The sequence below is a fragment of the Ignisphaera sp. genome (assembly GCA_038735125.1).
In the GTDB taxonomy this organism is placed as follows: domain Archaea; phylum Thermoproteota; class Thermoprotei_A; order Sulfolobales; family Ignisphaeraceae; genus Ignisphaera.
The window spans coordinates 1-17,395 of the sequence record JAVYNU010000009.1 but is presented as its reverse complement, the minus strand read 5'-3'; the positions used below and the strand labels follow the sequence as shown (position 1 = coordinate 17,395).

The window sequence follows — 17,395 nt, the reverse complement described above, 5'->3', positions numbered from 1 at the left end:
TTTGGTAAAAAGTACATACTTTCACATGTACATAATTCTTCTTGACAACTCCTCTTGAATCTTTTCGTATGCCTCAAGTCTATCTTTTGTAAGACTGGGTTTTACATATTCCATTGCTTTTATAAAGTATTTAAATGATATTGGTCTTGGAGTCAGATCCTCTCTTAGCGCAAGCATCACAGCCTCTCTCACCAGAGCTTCTAAATCTGCTCCACTATAACCCTCAGTCTTTTTTGCAAGTTCAATTAGATCGACATCCTCAGCCAGCGGAATCTTCCTCGTATGTATCTTTAATATTTCGTACCTCGCTTTGAGATCTGGCGGAGGAACAAATATTATTCTGTCGAATCTTCCTGGTCTCAGTAGTGCAGGGTCTAAGAGATCTGGTCTGTTGGTAGCGCCTATAACAACCACTCCTCTTAATGCTTCAATACCATCCATTTCAGTAAGCAATTGATTAACTATCCTATCTGTAACACCAGATATGTCATGTCCTCTTATTGGTGCTATGGCATCTATCTCATCAAAGAATATTATAGTTGGAGCAGCTTTTCTAGCTCTTTTGAAAATCTCTCTTATTGCTTTCTCTGATTCTCCAACCCATTTGCTTAGTACCTCAGGTCCTTTCACCGCTATAAAGTTGGCACCACTTTCTGTTGCAGCTGCCTTTGCTAACAAGGTTTTCCCGCAACCTGGTGGGCCGTAGAGAAGAATGCCCTTGGGAGGTCTTATACCCATTTGTTCAAATATGTGAGGATATCTTATTGGCCATTCAACTGCCTCTCTGAGTTGTTGCTTAACAAGATCTAAACCTCCTATATCGTCCCAATGAACCTCAGGAACCTCAATAAGCACTTCTCTCATAAGTGATGGGGCTATATTCTTCATAGCCTTGTAAAAGTCTGCCATGGTAACCTTTAGTTTTTGAAGCAATTCTGAAGGAATTGGTTTATCAAGATCTATTGCATGTTCTTTCAAGAAGCGTCTGAGCGCGTTCATAGCAGCTTCCTTAACAAGTGCAGCAAGATCTGCTCCCGTATAACCATAGGTCATCTCAGCAAGTTTATCTAGATCAACATCTTCTGCAAGAGGAACGTTCCGTGTATGCACTGCGAGTATCTCTCTCCTCGCTCTCTTGTCTGGTGGTGGCACCTCAATCTCTCTGTCAAATCTCCCAGGTCTTCTTAGTGCAGGGTCAACAGCATCTGGTCTATTGGTAGCGCCTATGACTATAACCTTTCCTCTCTCCTCCAAACCATCCATCAGTGCTAAAAGCTGGGCAACAACTCTTTTCTCTACTTCGCCCACTACCTCCTCTCTCTTAGGAGCTATTGCATCAATCTCATCAATAAATATTATTGCAGGAGCATTCTTTTTAGCCTCCTCAAAAATCTGCCTAAGCCTTTGCTCAGATTCTCCATAGTATTTAGACATTATCTCTGGCCCGTTAATCGCCAAAAAGTAAGCGCCTGTCTCATTTGCCAAAGCTTTTGCTAGCAGAGTTTTTCCAACACCTGGTGGGCCGTAGAGAAGAATGCCCTTGGGAGGCTCTATACCAAGCCTCTCAAAAAGCTCTGGATGCTTTAGAGGAAGCTCAACAATCTCTCTTATCTTTTCCTTTACCTCTTCTAAATCACCAATATCCTCCCATGTAACCCTTGGCACTCCTGCAGGTGCTCCTCTAACAGGTTCTGGTCTTATAACAATATCTGTAGACTCTGTAACATAGACTATTTGAGAAGGTATTGTTGATATTACCCTAAGTCTAATTGGGTTTCCAAAGTAACCGAAATATGATAGAACAACTATATCTCCCCTAATCAATGGCTTTTGAAGCAACTCCCTCTTTAGATACTGTGCCAGATTCCTTGCATAATATTCCCTATACCTAGGATCATAATCAGCACCAAGAAAATCAGATTCGTCAAAAGCTAAGACAACTCTTTGTGCAGGCACAGCATTAGCTTTTCTCACAGATACCACATCACCTACGCTCACATTAAGTGCTTCTCTCATAAACCCATCTATTCTTATTATTTCGTAACCCTCATCCTCAGGATATGCAGGCCATGCTTGGGCTACAGTAACTCCCTTATTACTTCTAATCTCAATATAGTCGCCGACCTCAAGGCCAAGCTCCTTAAAAACTTTTCTTGGCACCCTAGCAATCTTTTTTCCAACATCTCGTTGTTTAGCAGATTCAACTCTTAGTGTAACCTCTTTATCGCCTGACATGGCAAAAACACCCTCAAGTGCATTTATTAAAAGTCTCTAACAAGCATAAAAGGTTTTTGATAAAAAACTTTAGAATGGAACAAAAATTATTGTAGAAAATGATTCGACTTTATCCTCAAAATCACTTGTGTTTCAGAGCTGCTTGAGCAGCCGCTAACCTAGCTACAGGCACTCTGAATGGAGATGCACTGACATAGTCTAAGCCCACTTTGTGTAGGAACATTATCGAAGCTGGATCGCCTCCATGCTCTCCACAAATTCCAATCTCTATTTTGGGATTGCTTGCCCTCGCCATTTTGACAGCCATTTCAATTAGCTTACCAACACCTTTTACATCCAAGGTCTCAAATGGATTGGCTGGCAATATCTTTTCTTGTAGATATAGAGGTAGGAACTTGTTCTCTGCATCATCTCTGCTGAAGCTAAATGTTGCTTGGGTAAGATCATTTGTACCAAAGCTTATGAAATCTACCTCTTTTGCTATCTCATCCATTACTAGACATGCTCTAACCGTCTCAACCATGGTGCCTATTTTAACATCTAGCTCAATACCATACCTCTTCTTAACATCTTCTAGTGCAGGTAGTATAGCCTTTTGCTTAACATATCTAATTTCATTTACCTCTGCTACCTGAGGTATCATTATCTCCACTATCGGTTTGTAACCTTCCTTCTTAAGCTCTGCTGCTGCCTCTAGTATGGCTGTGGCGAGATAGTAGTAGAATTCTGGATATGATACACCCACTCTAACACCTCTGTGACCAAGCATTGGGTTTGCTTCCTGCAAGAGCGAGACTCTCTTGTACAACCACTCCTTCTCCTTGATAATCTCTTCCGATGCGTTCTTCATTCTAAGTTCGTAGATTTCTCTTAGAACCTCTTCAGGCTTTGGCAAGAACTCGTGAAGTGGTGGATCAATTAGTCTAACAATTACAGGCTTTTCATTCATTATTTTGAAGATCTCTTTGAAGTCCTGCTTGATCATCTCAGCTAAAGGCTTTAGATGCTTGATCCTCTCTTCTGTGTTCTCAGCTAATATAACCTTCCTTAGTAACTCTAACCTCTCTGGCTTTCTAAACATTCTCTCTATTCGTAGCAGACCAATACCTCCAGCGCCGAACTTCAAAGCTATTTCTGCATCTGTTGGAACATCAGCATTTGCTCTTACACCAAGCTTCCTGATTTTATCAGCCCATTCAAGCAATTCAGCAAGCTCTGGTATAAGCCCTGCCTCAACTGTTGGAACAACACCTAAATACACATTGCCTGAATTACCATCAATTGTAATCCAGTCGCCTTCTCTTACAACAATGTTGCCAACTCTAAAGTACTTCTCTTCCTCATGGACCTCCAGAGCCTCTGCTCCAACAACAGCTGTTTTGCCTATTGCTCTTGCTACAACTGCTGCATGGCTTGTCATACCACCTCTGCTTGTTAATATTCCAACTGCTGCATAGAATCCGTGAACGTCGTCAGGCTTTGTCTCTGTTCTTACAAGTATAACCTTCTTACCCTCCTTAGCCCATCTAACTGCATCATCAGGGTGGAAAACTGCCTGTCCGCTCACAGCACCTGGGGATGCTGGAAGTCCCTTTGCTATTGGGGTTGCCTTCGCTTTGGGATCTATTCTTGGATAGAGCAATTGAATGACGTGCTCTGGGCTTACCTTAAGTATTGCCTCTTCTTTTGTTAATATACCCTCTTTGACCATGTCAACAACTGTTTTAACTCTTGCTAGTGGAGTCATCTTTGCATCTCTGCATTGTAAGAAGTATAGCTTGCCTCTTTCAACTGTAAATTCTATGTCTTGTACATCCTTGTTCACTTTCTCTAATAGCTTGGCAGCATTATAGAGATCCTCATATAGCTTTGGATTAATTCTCTTTAACTCTGATACGGGATATGGTGTTCGTATACCTGCTACAACATCTTCTCCTTGCGCATTTGGCAAGAATTCGCCATATAAGACATTTTCTCCCGTAGCAACATCCCTGCTGAATACAACACCAGTTCCACTATCCCAGCCCATGTTGCCAAATACCATGGTGACAACATTAACAGCCGTGCAATGCGCTATTTCTGGTGTTATTTTGTTCATTATTCTATAGAATATGGCTCTTGGATTCATCCAAGATCTGAACACTGCTTTTATAGCTAGTTCCAGTTGCTTCCATGGGTCTTGTGGAAACTCACCCCAGTTCTTCTTGACAACTTCTTTGTATTTTTCAACAAGCTCCTTCATGTATTCAACAGATCTTTGCCATAGCCTCGGCGCTATATCTCTTGGTGGCTGTGCATCTAGTCTAGGTGTGTAAACAGGTATTCTCTCTCTAATCTTCTGAAGCTCGTCGCTGAACTTCTCTTCTACCTCCTTCTTAAACTTTTCATTAAGCTCATCAAATACAGCATTAAATAATTTTTCATCAATTCCAAGTACTATCTTTCCAAACATGTTAATGAATCTTCTATAAGCATCATATGCAAACCACTCATTATCAGCAAGTTTCGCTAGCCCCACAACCACTTGATCGTTTAGACCTAGATTGAGAACGGTGTCCATCATTCCAGGCATCGAAATTGGTGCGCCACTTCTCACTGATACAAGTAGTGGATTGTTGGGGTCTCCAAACCTCTTACCTGTTTTCTTCTCGAGGATTTTTACATGTTCTACAACCTGATCCCATAGTCCTGGTGGTAGCTGTAAAGAATCTATAATACCCCAAACCTTTTCTATTAGCTTATCTCTAACTTCTGGTGGGGGGTTCTTTGAAAGCTCAGCCTCTATTGCATCTATTTCAGCTTTTCTAGGTGCATAGAAATCTACACATGTATCGGTGGTTATTATGAATCCTGGTGGTACTGGAAGGCCAAGTTTTGACATTTGTATTAAGCTTACTCCTTTACCACCAAATAGCTTCTTATTCTTCTCGTCTGCCTCCTCAAATTGATATACATACTTCTTTATGCTTGCAGACATGCTAAAAACACCTTTAATGCGCTTTCATGACCAGACTAAGATTACATGAATTAGTTTATAAATGCTACTCACTATAACTGTGTAAAGAATAATTAGACAAGCTAAAATATATTGTGAAAAGAAGGTGTGGTTCGGACATAGGTGTATAAATTTGAGTGGCTTCATTGGAAAAAAGACATCTATAGATAGAACATCAAAAATAGGCTATGAGGCAACAATATATGGCCCTACAAGAATAGGCGCAAACTCATTTATTGACGATGAAGTTACTGTTGGTTATCCTTCGAGAAGAAAGATTGTTGAGATGATGGAGAAGCATGTAGATAGCAAGATTGATCACATATTTGATGAGCTGAGCGAAGGTAGTATAATTGGAAATCAGTGTATTATTAGGCGTGGTACTATAATATATGAGAGGGTTCTGATTGATGATAACTGTGAAACTGGGCACTATGTCCTCTTGAGAGAGGATACAAGAATAGGTAAAAGATGTAAAATAGGCTCGTATACAATAATAGATGGTTTCGTCACTATAGGAGATGACACAATCATACAGTCAAATGTGTACATACCGCCATGGGTAACTATAGGATCTCGTGTTTTCATAGCACCTAGAGTTGTGTTCACAAATGATAGATACCCGCCAAGCAACAGACTGATAGAAACTATTGTAGAGGACGATGTTATCATAGGAGCTAATAGCACTATAGTTGCAGGTATTAGAATCGGGAAAGGGGCTGTAATAGCAGCAGGCTCAATAGTTACTAAAAGCATTGAGCCTTATACTGTTGTCGCTGGCGTTCCTGCAAAAACTATAATGAGAAGAGATGAATATGAGGCAAAGAAAAAAGATTATGAGGGTGCTCTAAATAAATTTCCTTGGAGATAATCAATTCATTTAATACTACACACCTTTATAACCCAAGTTAATACTGTATCTATCCTAGTAGTGCTGAATAGTTAACTTACTATGTTTAATTGTATCGGGTTTGAATATGGGAAAAAACAAATCATTGTTAGAATTTATGTCGAGAAAACCACCTACAGAATCCACATCCACCAACAAAGATTCTAATCAGCCATCTGAAACAGGTAGCCATGCTAACAATGCTTCCGTAGCTACATCTGCAACTATGCGCGAGGCTAATACGTTTTCCAGAACGAGTATCGATAATATCAGCGAGTATCAGAAAATCATGGAATCATCTAATATAAACATCGTGGTTCAAAAAAACTTAGACATAAATGAGCCTATAATAAAACCATTCTTTAAAAAGCGTGTAGTAGTAGACTCTATCTCCTCTGCATATCTTCTTCAAGTTGACTACGATGGAGATGCTAAAAAAGCTGTTCTAGTTTTCTACGATCCAGAATCGAATAAGCTATTGTTTCTTTATGACAAGACAGGGCATAAACCATATTTTCTAACAGACATAAGCGTAGATAAGTTCAATGATAGGAATGATCCTGTGATTAAAAGAATAGTTTCCCACCCATCGTTTGACCATGTTGAAGTTGTTGAAAAAATTGATTTACTCTACAACATGAAGAGGGTATTAACCAAAATTGTTGTAAAGGATCCCTTGGCTGTAAGAACACTTAGAGAAAGAGTTGCTAAGGCATGGGAAGCTGATATAAGATATCATATCAACTACATATATGACAATCTACTTATTCCCGGCCTTCCATATTCTGTAAATGTAGGTGAATTCAAAGATACTAGTAATATTGATGAGAATTCCTTGGTTGATAATATCAAGAAAAGCTTGGGTGTGGAAGACAAAGAATTAATTGATGTAGCCGTACATCTCACCAAGCTATTTGAAGCTAAATGGTTCTCGCCCAACAGATTAGCTATCGATATAGAGGTTTATACACCTTTCGAAGGAAGAGTACCCTCTCCTGAAACAGCAGAATACCCAATAATTTCCATAGCTATGGCATCAAATGATGGACTTAAAAAAGTTTTTGTGCTATATAGAGAGAATCTCAAGGTTATTACAGATATGCCAAAGGATGTTGAGGTAGAGATATATGATAGTGAGAGAAATATGATTCTAGATTTCATCAATTTATTGCAAGATTATCCAATAATATTAACATTTAATGGAGACAATTTTGACTTTAGATACTTGCTATCTAGAGCCATTAAGCTTAATATCGATGCTGAATTGCTGGGTATGGAAATAAAGAAGGTTGTTAAAGGAAATAAAATAGAATTTGAAGCAAAACTCAGAACATCACTTCATGTTGATTTATATAAATTCTTCAGTAACAAAGCTATTCAAACATATGCATTTGAGGCACGCTACAAAGAGGCCAATTTAGATGCTGTAGCCCAAGCATTATTAGGCATTGGAAAGGTACAACTAGATGAAGACTTAAGTAAAGTAAGCCTTGGAGATTTGATTAGATATAACTTCAGAGATGCCCAAATAACGTTAGAATTAACAACATTCTCAAATGAGCTTGTATGGAAACTCATGTTGCTACTAATGCGTATAAGTAAACTTGGATTAGAGGATTTGACACGTTCAACGGTATCGATATGGATTAAGAATATGTTTTATTGGGAGCATAGAAAAAGAGGCTATTTGATTCCAAGGAAAGATGACATATTAAGGCTAAAAAGCAAGAAGGTAACAGAAGCAATAATTAAGGGGAAGAAATATGCTGGAGCCATTGTCATGGAGCCGCCACAAGGAATATTCTTCAACGTTATTGTACTAGATTTTGCTTCTCTATATCCTTCAATCATGAAGAGATGGAACCTAAGCTATGAAACTATAGACCCAGATACAAATGTCTGTAAAAAAATAAGCAATGTTATAGATGAAAATGGTAAAGTTATACACCACGTATGCCTCGATAGACCGGGAATAACTGCAGCGATTGTTGGTATGCTCCGAGATTTCAGGGTTAAAATATACAAAAAGAAGGCAAAGGACAAAAATCTTGATGATGCCACTAGAAGCTGGTATGATGTTGTACAAAGAGCTATGAAGGTATTTATCAATGCTGCTTATGGTGTTTTCGGAGCAGAGAACTTCTCATTCTATGCCCCATCAGTTGCAGAAAGCGTAACTGCAACTGGAAGGAGGGTTATTATGGCTACAAAAGATAAAGCCTTGGAACTAGGACTTATCGTTCTGTATGGTGATACAGACTCACTATTTATATGGAATCCTGATGAATCTAAGTTAAATGAGCTTAAAAAATGGGTTGAGGAAACATTTGGTCTTGAATTAGAAACAGATAAAATCTATAAATTCGTTGCTTTCCCAGCCTTGAAGAAAAACTACGTTGGGGTGTTATCATCAGGCGAAATAGATGTTAAAGGAATGGTTGGCAAAAAGAGGAATACCCCTGATTTCATAAAACAGCTGTTTTCCTATATTCTCAAACAGCTATCAACAATAGAAGAACCTGAAGATGCCTTTAAGGTAATAAATGAGATAAGAAATGAACTTGAAAAATACTATATATTGCTAAAGTACAAGCTCCTCACATTAGATGAAATAGCATTTCAAACAACATTATCTAAACCACTCTCTGAATACAAGAAGAACACCCCACAACATGTAAAAGCAGCTTTAATGCTCCAAAGATACGGCATGCAGATATCCCCTGGTGATGTTATAACATATATTAAGACCAAGTCTAAGGAAGGTGTAAAACCAATACAATTAGCAAAGATAACAGAACTTGATGTACAGAAATATGTTGAGACTATGAAGACTTCTTTAGAACAGTTATTTACAGCTTTAAACATATCATGGGAGGACATCGTTGGAGGAGGTAAAATAAGTTAAAAGCGCATGATTTTGACCTGGAATAGACTTGTTTATATCTGTATATTTTCCACTCAGTTGTGGGCTCTCATCATTAATCAGCGCTTTTAACCTTCATCACAGTTGCAAATGCCGTACTACTTTTATTATATCCCATTTTGGAACAAAAATTTTTGGGAAAATCAATATGGGGTTAGAAGAACTAACTGATGTGCTTAATCATTTTACGCTATTAATAAACAATAGTAGCAATATTGCAAAGATGTTTGCATGGATTGGTGTAGTACTAGTGATGATAGTCACAGTATATTATCTTAGTGTGGGAATAGCAAAACTAGCAAAAGCCTTTTGGAAAATGAATGTAAAATACCTCGGCTTGGTTGTATTAATGTTAGGAATAATATTCATAACTATTTCATTGATCATATAAACTATATAATTTTTTAAACCGACATACATTGTTTCTATGAATAAATTAGAGAGGTAATGAATATTGAGAATACTAGTTCTAAGAGCTGAATTAGGGGAAATAAAGGAGAAAAACATAGTCGAAGGAGAATTTAATAATGTTTTAAAGGACGTTGTAATGAAGGCTTTGAATATTTGGGAGCCACAAAAATCTGATTTGATAGTGATGAAACATAAACATGAAATAAACATTAAGTTGCCCATAAAAAAAGAGCAGTATGATCTTTATTCACAGCTTAATCTTAGGAGAAAAGGTGATGTTGCAACTGTGGAGGTGATTGTTTACCTTGTAAGCTTTGAGAATCAGTGGATAGACGATAATATAATTGATTCGAAAGTATTTATTGTTGCACCATATATAGATGAGTTCATTTCGGAGAAAGTAGAGGAACTGGCAAAAGGAATAACATCGCCTGAACATAGAGAGGAAGAAGAAACTGAAGAGGAATAATGGTATGTTATTGTGCAAGGCCTAACGCATTTAGTACTTCTTTTCTCGCTTTTTCTAGATCAACATCTAAAGTCTTTTCACTTATTGGTAGCCTTGTTAGAACAGGCTTTATTTCCCCATTCAATTCCGCGAATAATTGTGGAAGCCAAGCCATACCAAATTCGTCCTTCTCACCATATGTATTTACGAACACATAATCCTCTTCAATTATATCCAGAGGCACCTTTAACTGCTCTGCTAGCTGCTTCGCCAATGCCTCAAAGTACTTATGTTGTGGAAGATGCTTTGCAGTTACTAGTATTAGTTTTTTAACATTCATTTTAATTACCTTCTAAGTGTTTAGGTATGTGAAAGGTATTTAAATTGTTATGAATTTATTTTCTAAGAACTATTTCAACTACATCTCTATCATGCAAAATATGATCCAGACCCACCCTCTGCCCAGGATATTTTACAGAGGTACCCCAGACCCTGGCATAGGCAAATTTTCTCACAAAATCTTTGTGAATTGCTTTTGCGACATCAAGTACTGTAGCTCCCTTTTTTAGCACTAGCGGTCTAGATGATGGCTCTCCATTGGGAGGTTTAGTATATATTCTTATGATATTGACCAATCTAAATATTGCATCTCCTATAACATCTTTGTTAAATCCCTTCACTATTGAAACAGAGATGGCAGGCAATTTTAATTCCTTTAAGAATCTATCATGTAAGTTACTTGAATCATTAACAAGGTCTATTTTATTTAATAAAACTAGGGCTGGTTTATACACTACCCTTTCAAAAATTGCTTTTTCAACATCGTCTAGATTTGCTTCACCATATATTTTAACTATTGCATTGTATATTCTATAGCTATTAAGAAGTTTGACAACATCCTCTTCAGTACCTAAAAATCTGCCATAATTAACTATTCTTATCCCACCAGCATGGCTCTTCTCAATTTCCACAAATCCTCTAGGCCTCTCAATACTAATTCCATTGTCATTCAAAAATTCGATAATACGTTTAAAATCATTCTCATAATCTTTTGAAGCATCCAACACTATTATGATACCATCACTATTCTTAACTAGGCCAGCTACTTTTGTGTTCCATCCTCCTCCTTCTGGTATTATTGAAGGTGCTTCAACAATCTGAAATTGTACATCTTCATATTGCATCATACCGACAACAGGGAACTTAGTAGTATATGGAACGTCTGAGACCTCGGCTTTGGCCCCAGTTAAGAATCTCAGTAAAGCACTCTTGCCAGACTTTGTGAAGCCCAGTAAAATCAGTTGAGCGGCCCCCTCTTTTTCAACAAAAAAGGAGAGTCCACCTCCTGACCTCTTCTGTCTTTTCTCCTCAATTTCTTCTCTAAGCTCAGCCATCCTTTTTCTAACCCAGCGTACAAGATTCTCTGTACCCTTATGTTTTGGAACTGCTGAAAGAAACTCCTCTAGTGCTCGAAGCTTTTCCTCAGGTGTTCTAGCCTCCATGTATTTTGCAAATTTTGCTTTAGCTTCAGCAGGTAAGTTTGTAACCATTCTCTCAAACCCAGCAAAAACAGTATATGTTTTATGCTTCTCTTTCTACTAATTTAGACACTGTGATATATTTTGGTATAAAAATTAATTAATTGTTGTGCCTCAATTAACTATAGCGTTGCAACATGATGAGGTCTAGGGCGCTACTGAATAAAATTGATGAAGAGCCCTTTGCTGAACAAAATTGCTACAACTTTAAGAACTTCCCAGCGTATATTGCATTGCCGGCAAGGTATTTTTCTATCCTCAGCAATTCATTGTACTTGGCAGTTCGTTCTCCTCTTGCTGGGGCTCCAGTTTTTATAAATGGTCCGTTCACAGCCACAGCAAGGTGGGCTATTGTATTATCTTCGCTTTCCCCACTTCTATGACTTATAATTGTATAGACACCATTGTTTTTAGCTAACGATATGAAGTCTAGAGTCTCCGATAGTGTACCTATCTGATTAGGTTTAACAATAACAGCAGAGACAGAGCCATATTTGATTGCTGTTTCAAGTCTGTTAACGTTTGTTACGGTAAGATCGTCACCAACAATAATTGTTTTATCTTTTAGCTCTTTTCTAAGCTCAGCATAAGCCTCAAACTCCTCTTCGTTGAATGGATCTTCAATGCTTAAAATGTTGAATTCTGTAGCTAACGATTTCCAATATTCAATAAGCTTTTCTTTACTGAGCCTGTTACCATCTACTACATAAACGTTATTTGCCTCATCGTAAAACTGAGAAGCTGCTGCATCTAGTGATATCCTCACCTGCTTCTCTGAATCATAGCCACAGTTTTTAATGGCTGTTAAAAGAGCCTCTATAGCCTCTCTCACAAATTTCATTGGAGGGGCATATCCGCCTTCATCACCTACGTTGACTGCCAAGGATCCGTACCTGTTTTTTAGCACTGATTTCAATTCCTTGTATATTTCAACTGCAGCTCTTATTGCATCTGAAAATGAATCAAAATCTATTGGAACTATCATAAACTCTTGGACAGCTAGTTCATTTCCTGCATGCGCACCTCCGTTAATAATATTCAAAAGTGGCACAGGTAAAATTCTGCTATTCATGCCTCCTAGATACTGAAATAGGGGAATTTTTGATGTATCAGCAGCTGCCTTTGCTACAGCTAAACTCGTTGCTAAAATTGCATTTGCACCTAACCTAGATTTGGTGGGGGTACCATCTATCTGCATCATTATTTTATCTACTTCTCTCTGTTTTCTTGCATCAATTCCTTGTATTGCTGGCGCAATATAATTTACAACATTTGAAACAGCTTTGCTTACGCCTCGCCCTTTAAACTTTTTCGCATCTTCATCCCTAAGCTCTAGAGCCTCAAATTTACCTCTAGATGCTCCTGCTGGTGCAATGGCTCTACCAACGCCACCACCAACAGTTTCTACAACTACCTCTACGGTAGGATCCCCACGTGAATCAAGCACTTGTAATGCATCTACAAATTTTATTATGTATGGATTGGACATTGCTCATCACTTGCGATTAAAATTATTATTGTTAGAACATAATATATTTTGCTCCTCTATCAAAGGTTTATATACGCGACTTAAGTAATGGTATGCATGTGAGTGGGAATGCCCAAAAAGGAAAGTCAAAAGATCTCAAACAAGTGTCCAAAGTGTGGAACAGTTGTATCTTCTCCCACCAAAACATGGCAATTAATAGCACCAATACCTGATAGTGCAGGAAGAGTGACTATAACTATAATGGGAATATATGAGTGTCCCAACTGCGGTTACAAATGGCGTAGTGTTATATCGAAAATGAAAGTCGGTAGTGAGAATGTAGAGATAGAGAGTGCTAAGAAAACTATTACTCTAGGTAGTGGTAGAAGCGAAAGAAGCGAAAATGTAATCGAACTTGATTTAGATGAGATTTCTAATGAGGAGGAAGAGTAGAATGGAAATGAGCAAAACACTAAAAACTCTTGAAACAGTATTGCTTTTATTGCTTATATTGTTACTGCTTTACGCCAATTTGGCTTATTATTTATGGAAACAAATAACCATAGCTGTTGTTGAAGGGTATAGTATGTATCCATTGCTTCACGACGGTGATATTGTGTTAATTATTCCATCTGATAACATACACCTTGGCGACATAATTATTTTTAGAAATGACTATAATGAATTTGTGATACATAGAGTAATAGGTATAATAAATTGTTCTGGCAAGAACCTTTATATGACAAAAGGTGATAACAATCAGTTTGTTGATCAAGCAACATTCATCTCATATAGAACTAGCATTGAATGCAGAAAAGGCACCATAGAAATTTTGCATGGTGTTAACAATGTCTTTGTTGAAAACATACTTCAAGCAATCGATGATAGTTATAGAGGTATAGATGTTTCGAGAGTAGTAGGAAAGGTTTTGCAGATAAATGGCGTTGTAATAAAAATAACAGGTCTTATCACGAGATAGGACTATGTTTTTCTGGTTCATGGTTTAGAATATAATATGCAACCTCCTTTACATATAGTCCTGAGGATTTGAGCGATAAGATCTTTTTTAAATAACCTCTCCAGTCAAAACCGAACTTCCTCCATTTCTCAAATTCCCTTAGAATATTCTCCCAGGCAGCTCTATGAAAAACGCAAAAACCATTTTCATCTGCAAATCTCCTGCACACTTTACATATTCCTTTATTGCTTATTGTTTTGCAATTTACATTATCTATACATGGCACCACAGAGAATATGTCGTAAATTATTGCTGATTTAATTTTCAATACATTGCTTATATACCTCAGCAAAACATTCTTTGCCTCCTCAACAACGCTGTCGCACTTGGCTTTGCCTTCCCTTATATCTCTCAAATATTCTTCAAATTTCCTAGTTAGTGAAACACTAACCAAGTCCTCTACATACTTCTTGAGCAGAAAAGTTACGAAAAAGCCTGTGTCTGATACGTCTACAGATCTTGACTTAGATTTTAGGTATCCTCTGTTAAAAAGCAACTCTATTATCTCGGCTCTTGTCGACTCAGTACCTATGTTCATGCTTTCCATCCATTTCAATAAGGATATTTTAGATGGTGCTTGAGGTGCTTTTGTGTACATGATCTTTATATTAAAACTCTTTATAGGGATCTCTTCACCCTCAATAAACTTGTAATTAGTCAAATACTGATCCTCCACTATGTGGAAATATGGATAGTATTTGAGCCATCCATGGTCCAAAACTTTATTTGTGGTAATAGAATATCGTAAGCCGTGAATGTCTAACACTACATTCAATTCCATGATCTTTAAAGGTGTAGAGAGTGTAGCTAAAAATCTTCTGACAATAATATCATATATTTTTTCATGTTGAGGATCCAGCTTTTTAGGCATTTCACCAGTAGGATAAATCGCGGGGTGTGCAGGATCATCTAGAGGACCGTTATTGGGTTTTAAAATACCGCTAGTTTCTTTGATGATCTGCTTTACAAGGTCTCTATAGTTTTTATTTAATCCAATCATGTTTAATATGTTTTTAATGTCTAGTGTTTGAGGAATCTTCTGGCTGTTGGTCCTCGGATAGCTTATTAAGGCATCTAAATAAAGGTCTTCAGCTATCTTCTGTGTTTTATGTGGACTTATCCTGTAGATCCTATATGCCTCTTTTTGCAGATCTGGAAGATTGAATGGATGAGGTGGGTTATAAACCTTTATTTCTTTATAAACCTTTTTAATGGTGGCATAGGGCTTCATCTTTATTTTTTCGATTATCTGCTTTGCCTTGTCTAAAGAGTCTATAGGGTCTCCTTCATATACTGGTTTAAGCGTTTTATTGCCTAGTTCTAGTGAAATATCTATTACAGCATATGGCACAGGAACATGTAAACGTCTTTTCAGCACCATATCAGTTGCATAAACTAGTGTTGGTGTTTGAACTCTTCCAGCACTTAATATGCTCTTTTTTCCAAATACCTGTTTATGCAAATCCATTAGCATCCTTGATATGTTTATGCCCCATAGCCAATCCAGTACATGTCTACAATAACCAGCTTCAACCATATTATAGTCAATGCTTGAAAGATTAGAAAAAGCCTTTCGAATATCTGCGGGAGTTAAACTAGAAAACTTGGCTCTCTTAGCCTTCTTAATGTCACCAAAATTCTTGATAATCATGTAGCCGATTAAAGAGCCTTCCACATCATAATCACATGCATTAATGAATCCAACGGCTTTCTGCGAAAGAATTCTAAGGACTTCAAAATATTTTCTTGCATACCTACTCTCTTTATCGACTACATGTCTGGGAACCCATTTAAAATTAAATGTTGGGTAACCTACATCATCTGTTGCCAAGGTAAATAAATGGCCTGCTGCTGGCGCTATAACGTAAAAAGCTCCATTCCATTGTGTAAACCAGATAGAAACCCCATTAATCATAATCTTTTTGCTCGCATTTAGAGCTTCTGCAATCTTTTGAGCAGCTTTTGGCTTCTCTGCTATTACAAGAACATAATTATTTATTGAAATACCTTTTTGTTTCAAATAATCCTTCATTTTAGCACATCCTTTACCAAAATATGCTTATTATATTTCTATTCTATCTATGACTATACCACCTTAACTAAATTAATATATAAGGTATGTGGGCCAATAGGGAATATCCTAGATAGCTCTTAAATCATTTTAATCTCAGATAAGATATCTCATAATCTCTTTTTCTTCAAGTGAAAAAATGTTCTCAAGCAAGCTTTTTAATTTTTCAATTCTATCTCTTTCTACACGTGCCAGCAGCTGTACTGGAATTAACTGATATTCACCATTTGGCTTTACTCGTTTAATCAGTAGCGGTAAAACCCCAGCTAATAGCTCATGATAGGCGATTATAATTGGATCCTTCAACTCTAGTTTAGCAACATCAATGAGTGGAGGTGCTCCTAGAGCTAGTTGGATAGCCCTTGCAGAAATAATGCGTGCCTTCTCGTATTTTGTTAGTCTTTTCGGCCCTATTCTAATCTCATTTAACGACTTTACTAATGTTGGAACTTGCTGATCTTTACTCATTGTAAAAACCTTATCAGTTGTTCATGTATTGTAATTTAAATAAAGCGAATAAAAGTTTTATTAGATTAAAAATCTGTAAACTTATGTTTAAAAACAATCGCTCTATTGTAATGTTGTCCTCAGTCTAGAGAAGGTGTTTTTGATTCTTCCTCCTCTTCTTTCTTCTCTTCTTTCTTCCCTTTCTCTTCCCTCTTTGGCGAGGCTGCTATGACATCATCTATTTTGAGTACCGTTGTTGCGGTCTCTGTTGCACTCTTCAGTATCTGCTTCTTTACTATTACAGGTTCGATAACGTTGAGTTTCTCCATGCTTTCAGCAACTTTACCATTAACTACATCTATGCCAGCTGCTGTTTTCCCTTCTGAGTGGAGCTTTCTTAGCTCCATAAGGGTCTCTAAAACATCCATGCCAGCTGTCTGGGCAAGCACCGTTGGTATTTCCTCCAACGCATCAGCAAAAGCCATTATAGCTAGCTGTTCCCTCCCTCCAACTGTCTCTGCCCATTTCCTTAACCTCATTGCCACCTCTACCTCTGCTGCTCCACCACCATAGACGATCTTTGGATCTCTAAGTATATTTCTAACAGTATTGAGAGCATCATTCAAGCTTCTCTCAACCTCATCAAGCAACATGTCATTGGCTCCTCTTAGCAAAATGGTGACTGCTCTTGGGTTCTTACAGTTCTCAACAAATACCATCTTGTCGTTGCCTACCCTTCTCTCTTCTACAACAGCACATTGTCCAAGGTCTTTCTCAGTCAGATCCCTAACACTAGTAACTATTCTCCCACCTGTAGCTTTTTCTAGTTTCTCCATGTCACTTCTCTTAACCCTTCTAACAGCCATAATACCCTTCTTAGCCAGATAATGCTGAGCAACATCATCAATACCCTTCTGACAAATAACAACATTAGCACCAACAGCAGAAATCT

The 17,395-nt window shown here is 37.6% G+C and carries 14 protein-coding genes; 6 read left to right on the top strand and 8 right to left on the bottom strand.

All coding sequences use genetic code 11. From position 1 onward, the window contains the following. Window positions 1-21: 21 nt before the first annotated feature. The gene (locus tag QW284_08620) at window positions 22-2,235 is read right to left on the bottom strand and encodes a CDC48 family AAA ATPase (protein MEM0339728.1); all 2,214 of its coding nucleotides are present in this window, start codon (window positions 2,233-2,235) and stop codon (window positions 22-24) included. Window positions 2,236-2,356: 121 nt separating this feature from the next. Further along, entirely contained in the window at window positions 2,357-5,212 is a 2,856-nt protein-coding gene (gene ppdK / locus QW284_08615) for a pyruvate, phosphate dikinase (GenBank protein MEM0339727.1), read from the bottom strand. Window positions 5,213-5,363: 151 nt separating this feature from the next. Between ppdK and QW284_08610 the strand changes: the two genes are divergently transcribed. The 4 genes from QW284_08610 to QW284_08595 all read left to right on the top strand — a co-directional run bounded on the left by QW284_08610 (window position 5,364) and on the right by QW284_08595 (window position 9,922). Then, window positions 5,364-6,101 carry a DapH/DapD/GlmU-related protein gene (locus tag QW284_08610; protein MEM0339726.1) on the top strand — a complete coding sequence of 246 codons (738 nt, stop codon included), beginning with the start codon at window positions 5,364-5,366 and terminating at the stop codon, window positions 6,099-6,101. A 106-nt stretch (window positions 6,102-6,207) separates the two neighbouring features. Further along, entirely contained in the window at window positions 6,208-9,024 is a 2,817-nt protein-coding gene (locus tag QW284_08605) for a DNA-directed DNA polymerase I (protein MEM0339725.1), read from the top strand. A 166-nt stretch (window positions 9,025-9,190) separates the two neighbouring features. Beyond that, complete coding sequence (locus QW284_08600; protein MEM0339724.1) at window positions 9,191-9,433, top strand: hypothetical protein; 243 nt, start codon at window positions 9,191-9,193, stop codon at window positions 9,431-9,433. Window positions 9,434-9,496: 63 nt separating this feature from the next. Next, complete coding sequence (locus QW284_08595; GenBank protein MEM0339723.1) at window positions 9,497-9,922, top strand: DUF2286 domain-containing protein; 426 nt, start codon at window positions 9,497-9,499, stop codon at window positions 9,920-9,922. Between the two features lie 7 nt (window positions 9,923-9,929). Here QW284_08595 and QW284_08590 read toward each other — a convergent pair whose 3' ends face one another. From QW284_08590 to eno, 3 genes are all read right to left on the bottom strand, one after another. After that, window positions 9,930-10,241 carry a hypothetical protein gene (locus tag QW284_08590; GenBank protein MEM0339722.1) on the bottom strand — a complete coding sequence of 104 codons (312 nt, stop codon included), beginning with the start codon at window positions 10,239-10,241 and terminating at the stop codon, window positions 9,930-9,932. A 55-nt stretch (window positions 10,242-10,296) separates the two neighbouring features. Then, complete coding sequence (locus tag QW284_08585; GenBank protein MEM0339721.1) at window positions 10,297-11,451, bottom strand: TGS domain-containing protein; 1,155 nt, start codon at window positions 11,449-11,451, stop codon at window positions 10,297-10,299. Window positions 11,452-11,638: 187 nt separating this feature from the next. After that, window positions 11,639-12,928: a phosphopyruvate hydratase gene (eno, locus tag QW284_08580; GenBank protein MEM0339720.1), complete on the bottom strand. Its 1,290-nt coding sequence runs from the start codon at window positions 12,926-12,928 to the stop codon at window positions 11,639-11,641. A 108-nt stretch (window positions 12,929-13,036) separates the two neighbouring features. On the opposite strand from eno, the gene QW284_08575 reads away from it, so the two are divergent. Together QW284_08575 and QW284_08570 are read left to right on the top strand one after the other, a co-directional pair. Next, window positions 13,037-13,360: a chromatin protein Cren7 gene (locus tag QW284_08575; protein ID MEM0339719.1), complete on the top strand. Its 324-nt coding sequence runs from the start codon at window positions 13,037-13,039 to the stop codon at window positions 13,358-13,360. After that, window positions 13,344-13,886 carry a signal peptidase I gene (locus tag QW284_08570; protein ID MEM0339718.1) on the top strand — a complete coding sequence of 181 codons (543 nt, stop codon included), beginning with the start codon at window positions 13,344-13,346 and terminating at the stop codon, window positions 13,884-13,886. Before QW284_08575 ends, QW284_08570 begins: the two co-directional genes overlap by 17 nt. Here the strand turns inward: QW284_08570 and QW284_08565 are convergent. From QW284_08565 to QW284_08555, 3 genes are all read right to left on the bottom strand, one after another. Continuing rightward, complete coding sequence (locus QW284_08565; GenBank protein MEM0339717.1) at window positions 13,876-15,957, bottom strand: DNA topoisomerase I; 2,082 nt, start codon at window positions 15,955-15,957, stop codon at window positions 13,876-13,878. The two genes, QW284_08570 and QW284_08565, sit on opposite strands and share 11 nt — an antisense overlap. Before the next feature lie 135 nt (window positions 15,958-16,092). Then, window positions 16,093-16,464 (bottom strand): DNA-directed RNA polymerase subunit K, encoded by a 372-nt coding sequence (locus QW284_08560; GenBank protein MEM0339716.1) that lies wholly within the window; start codon window positions 16,462-16,464, stop codon window positions 16,093-16,095. 119 nt (window positions 16,465-16,583) lie between these two features. Beyond that, window positions 16,584-17,395 (bottom strand): TCP-1/cpn60 chaperonin family protein (locus QW284_08555; protein MEM0339715.1); only part of this gene is annotated, 812 nt, incomplete at its 5' end.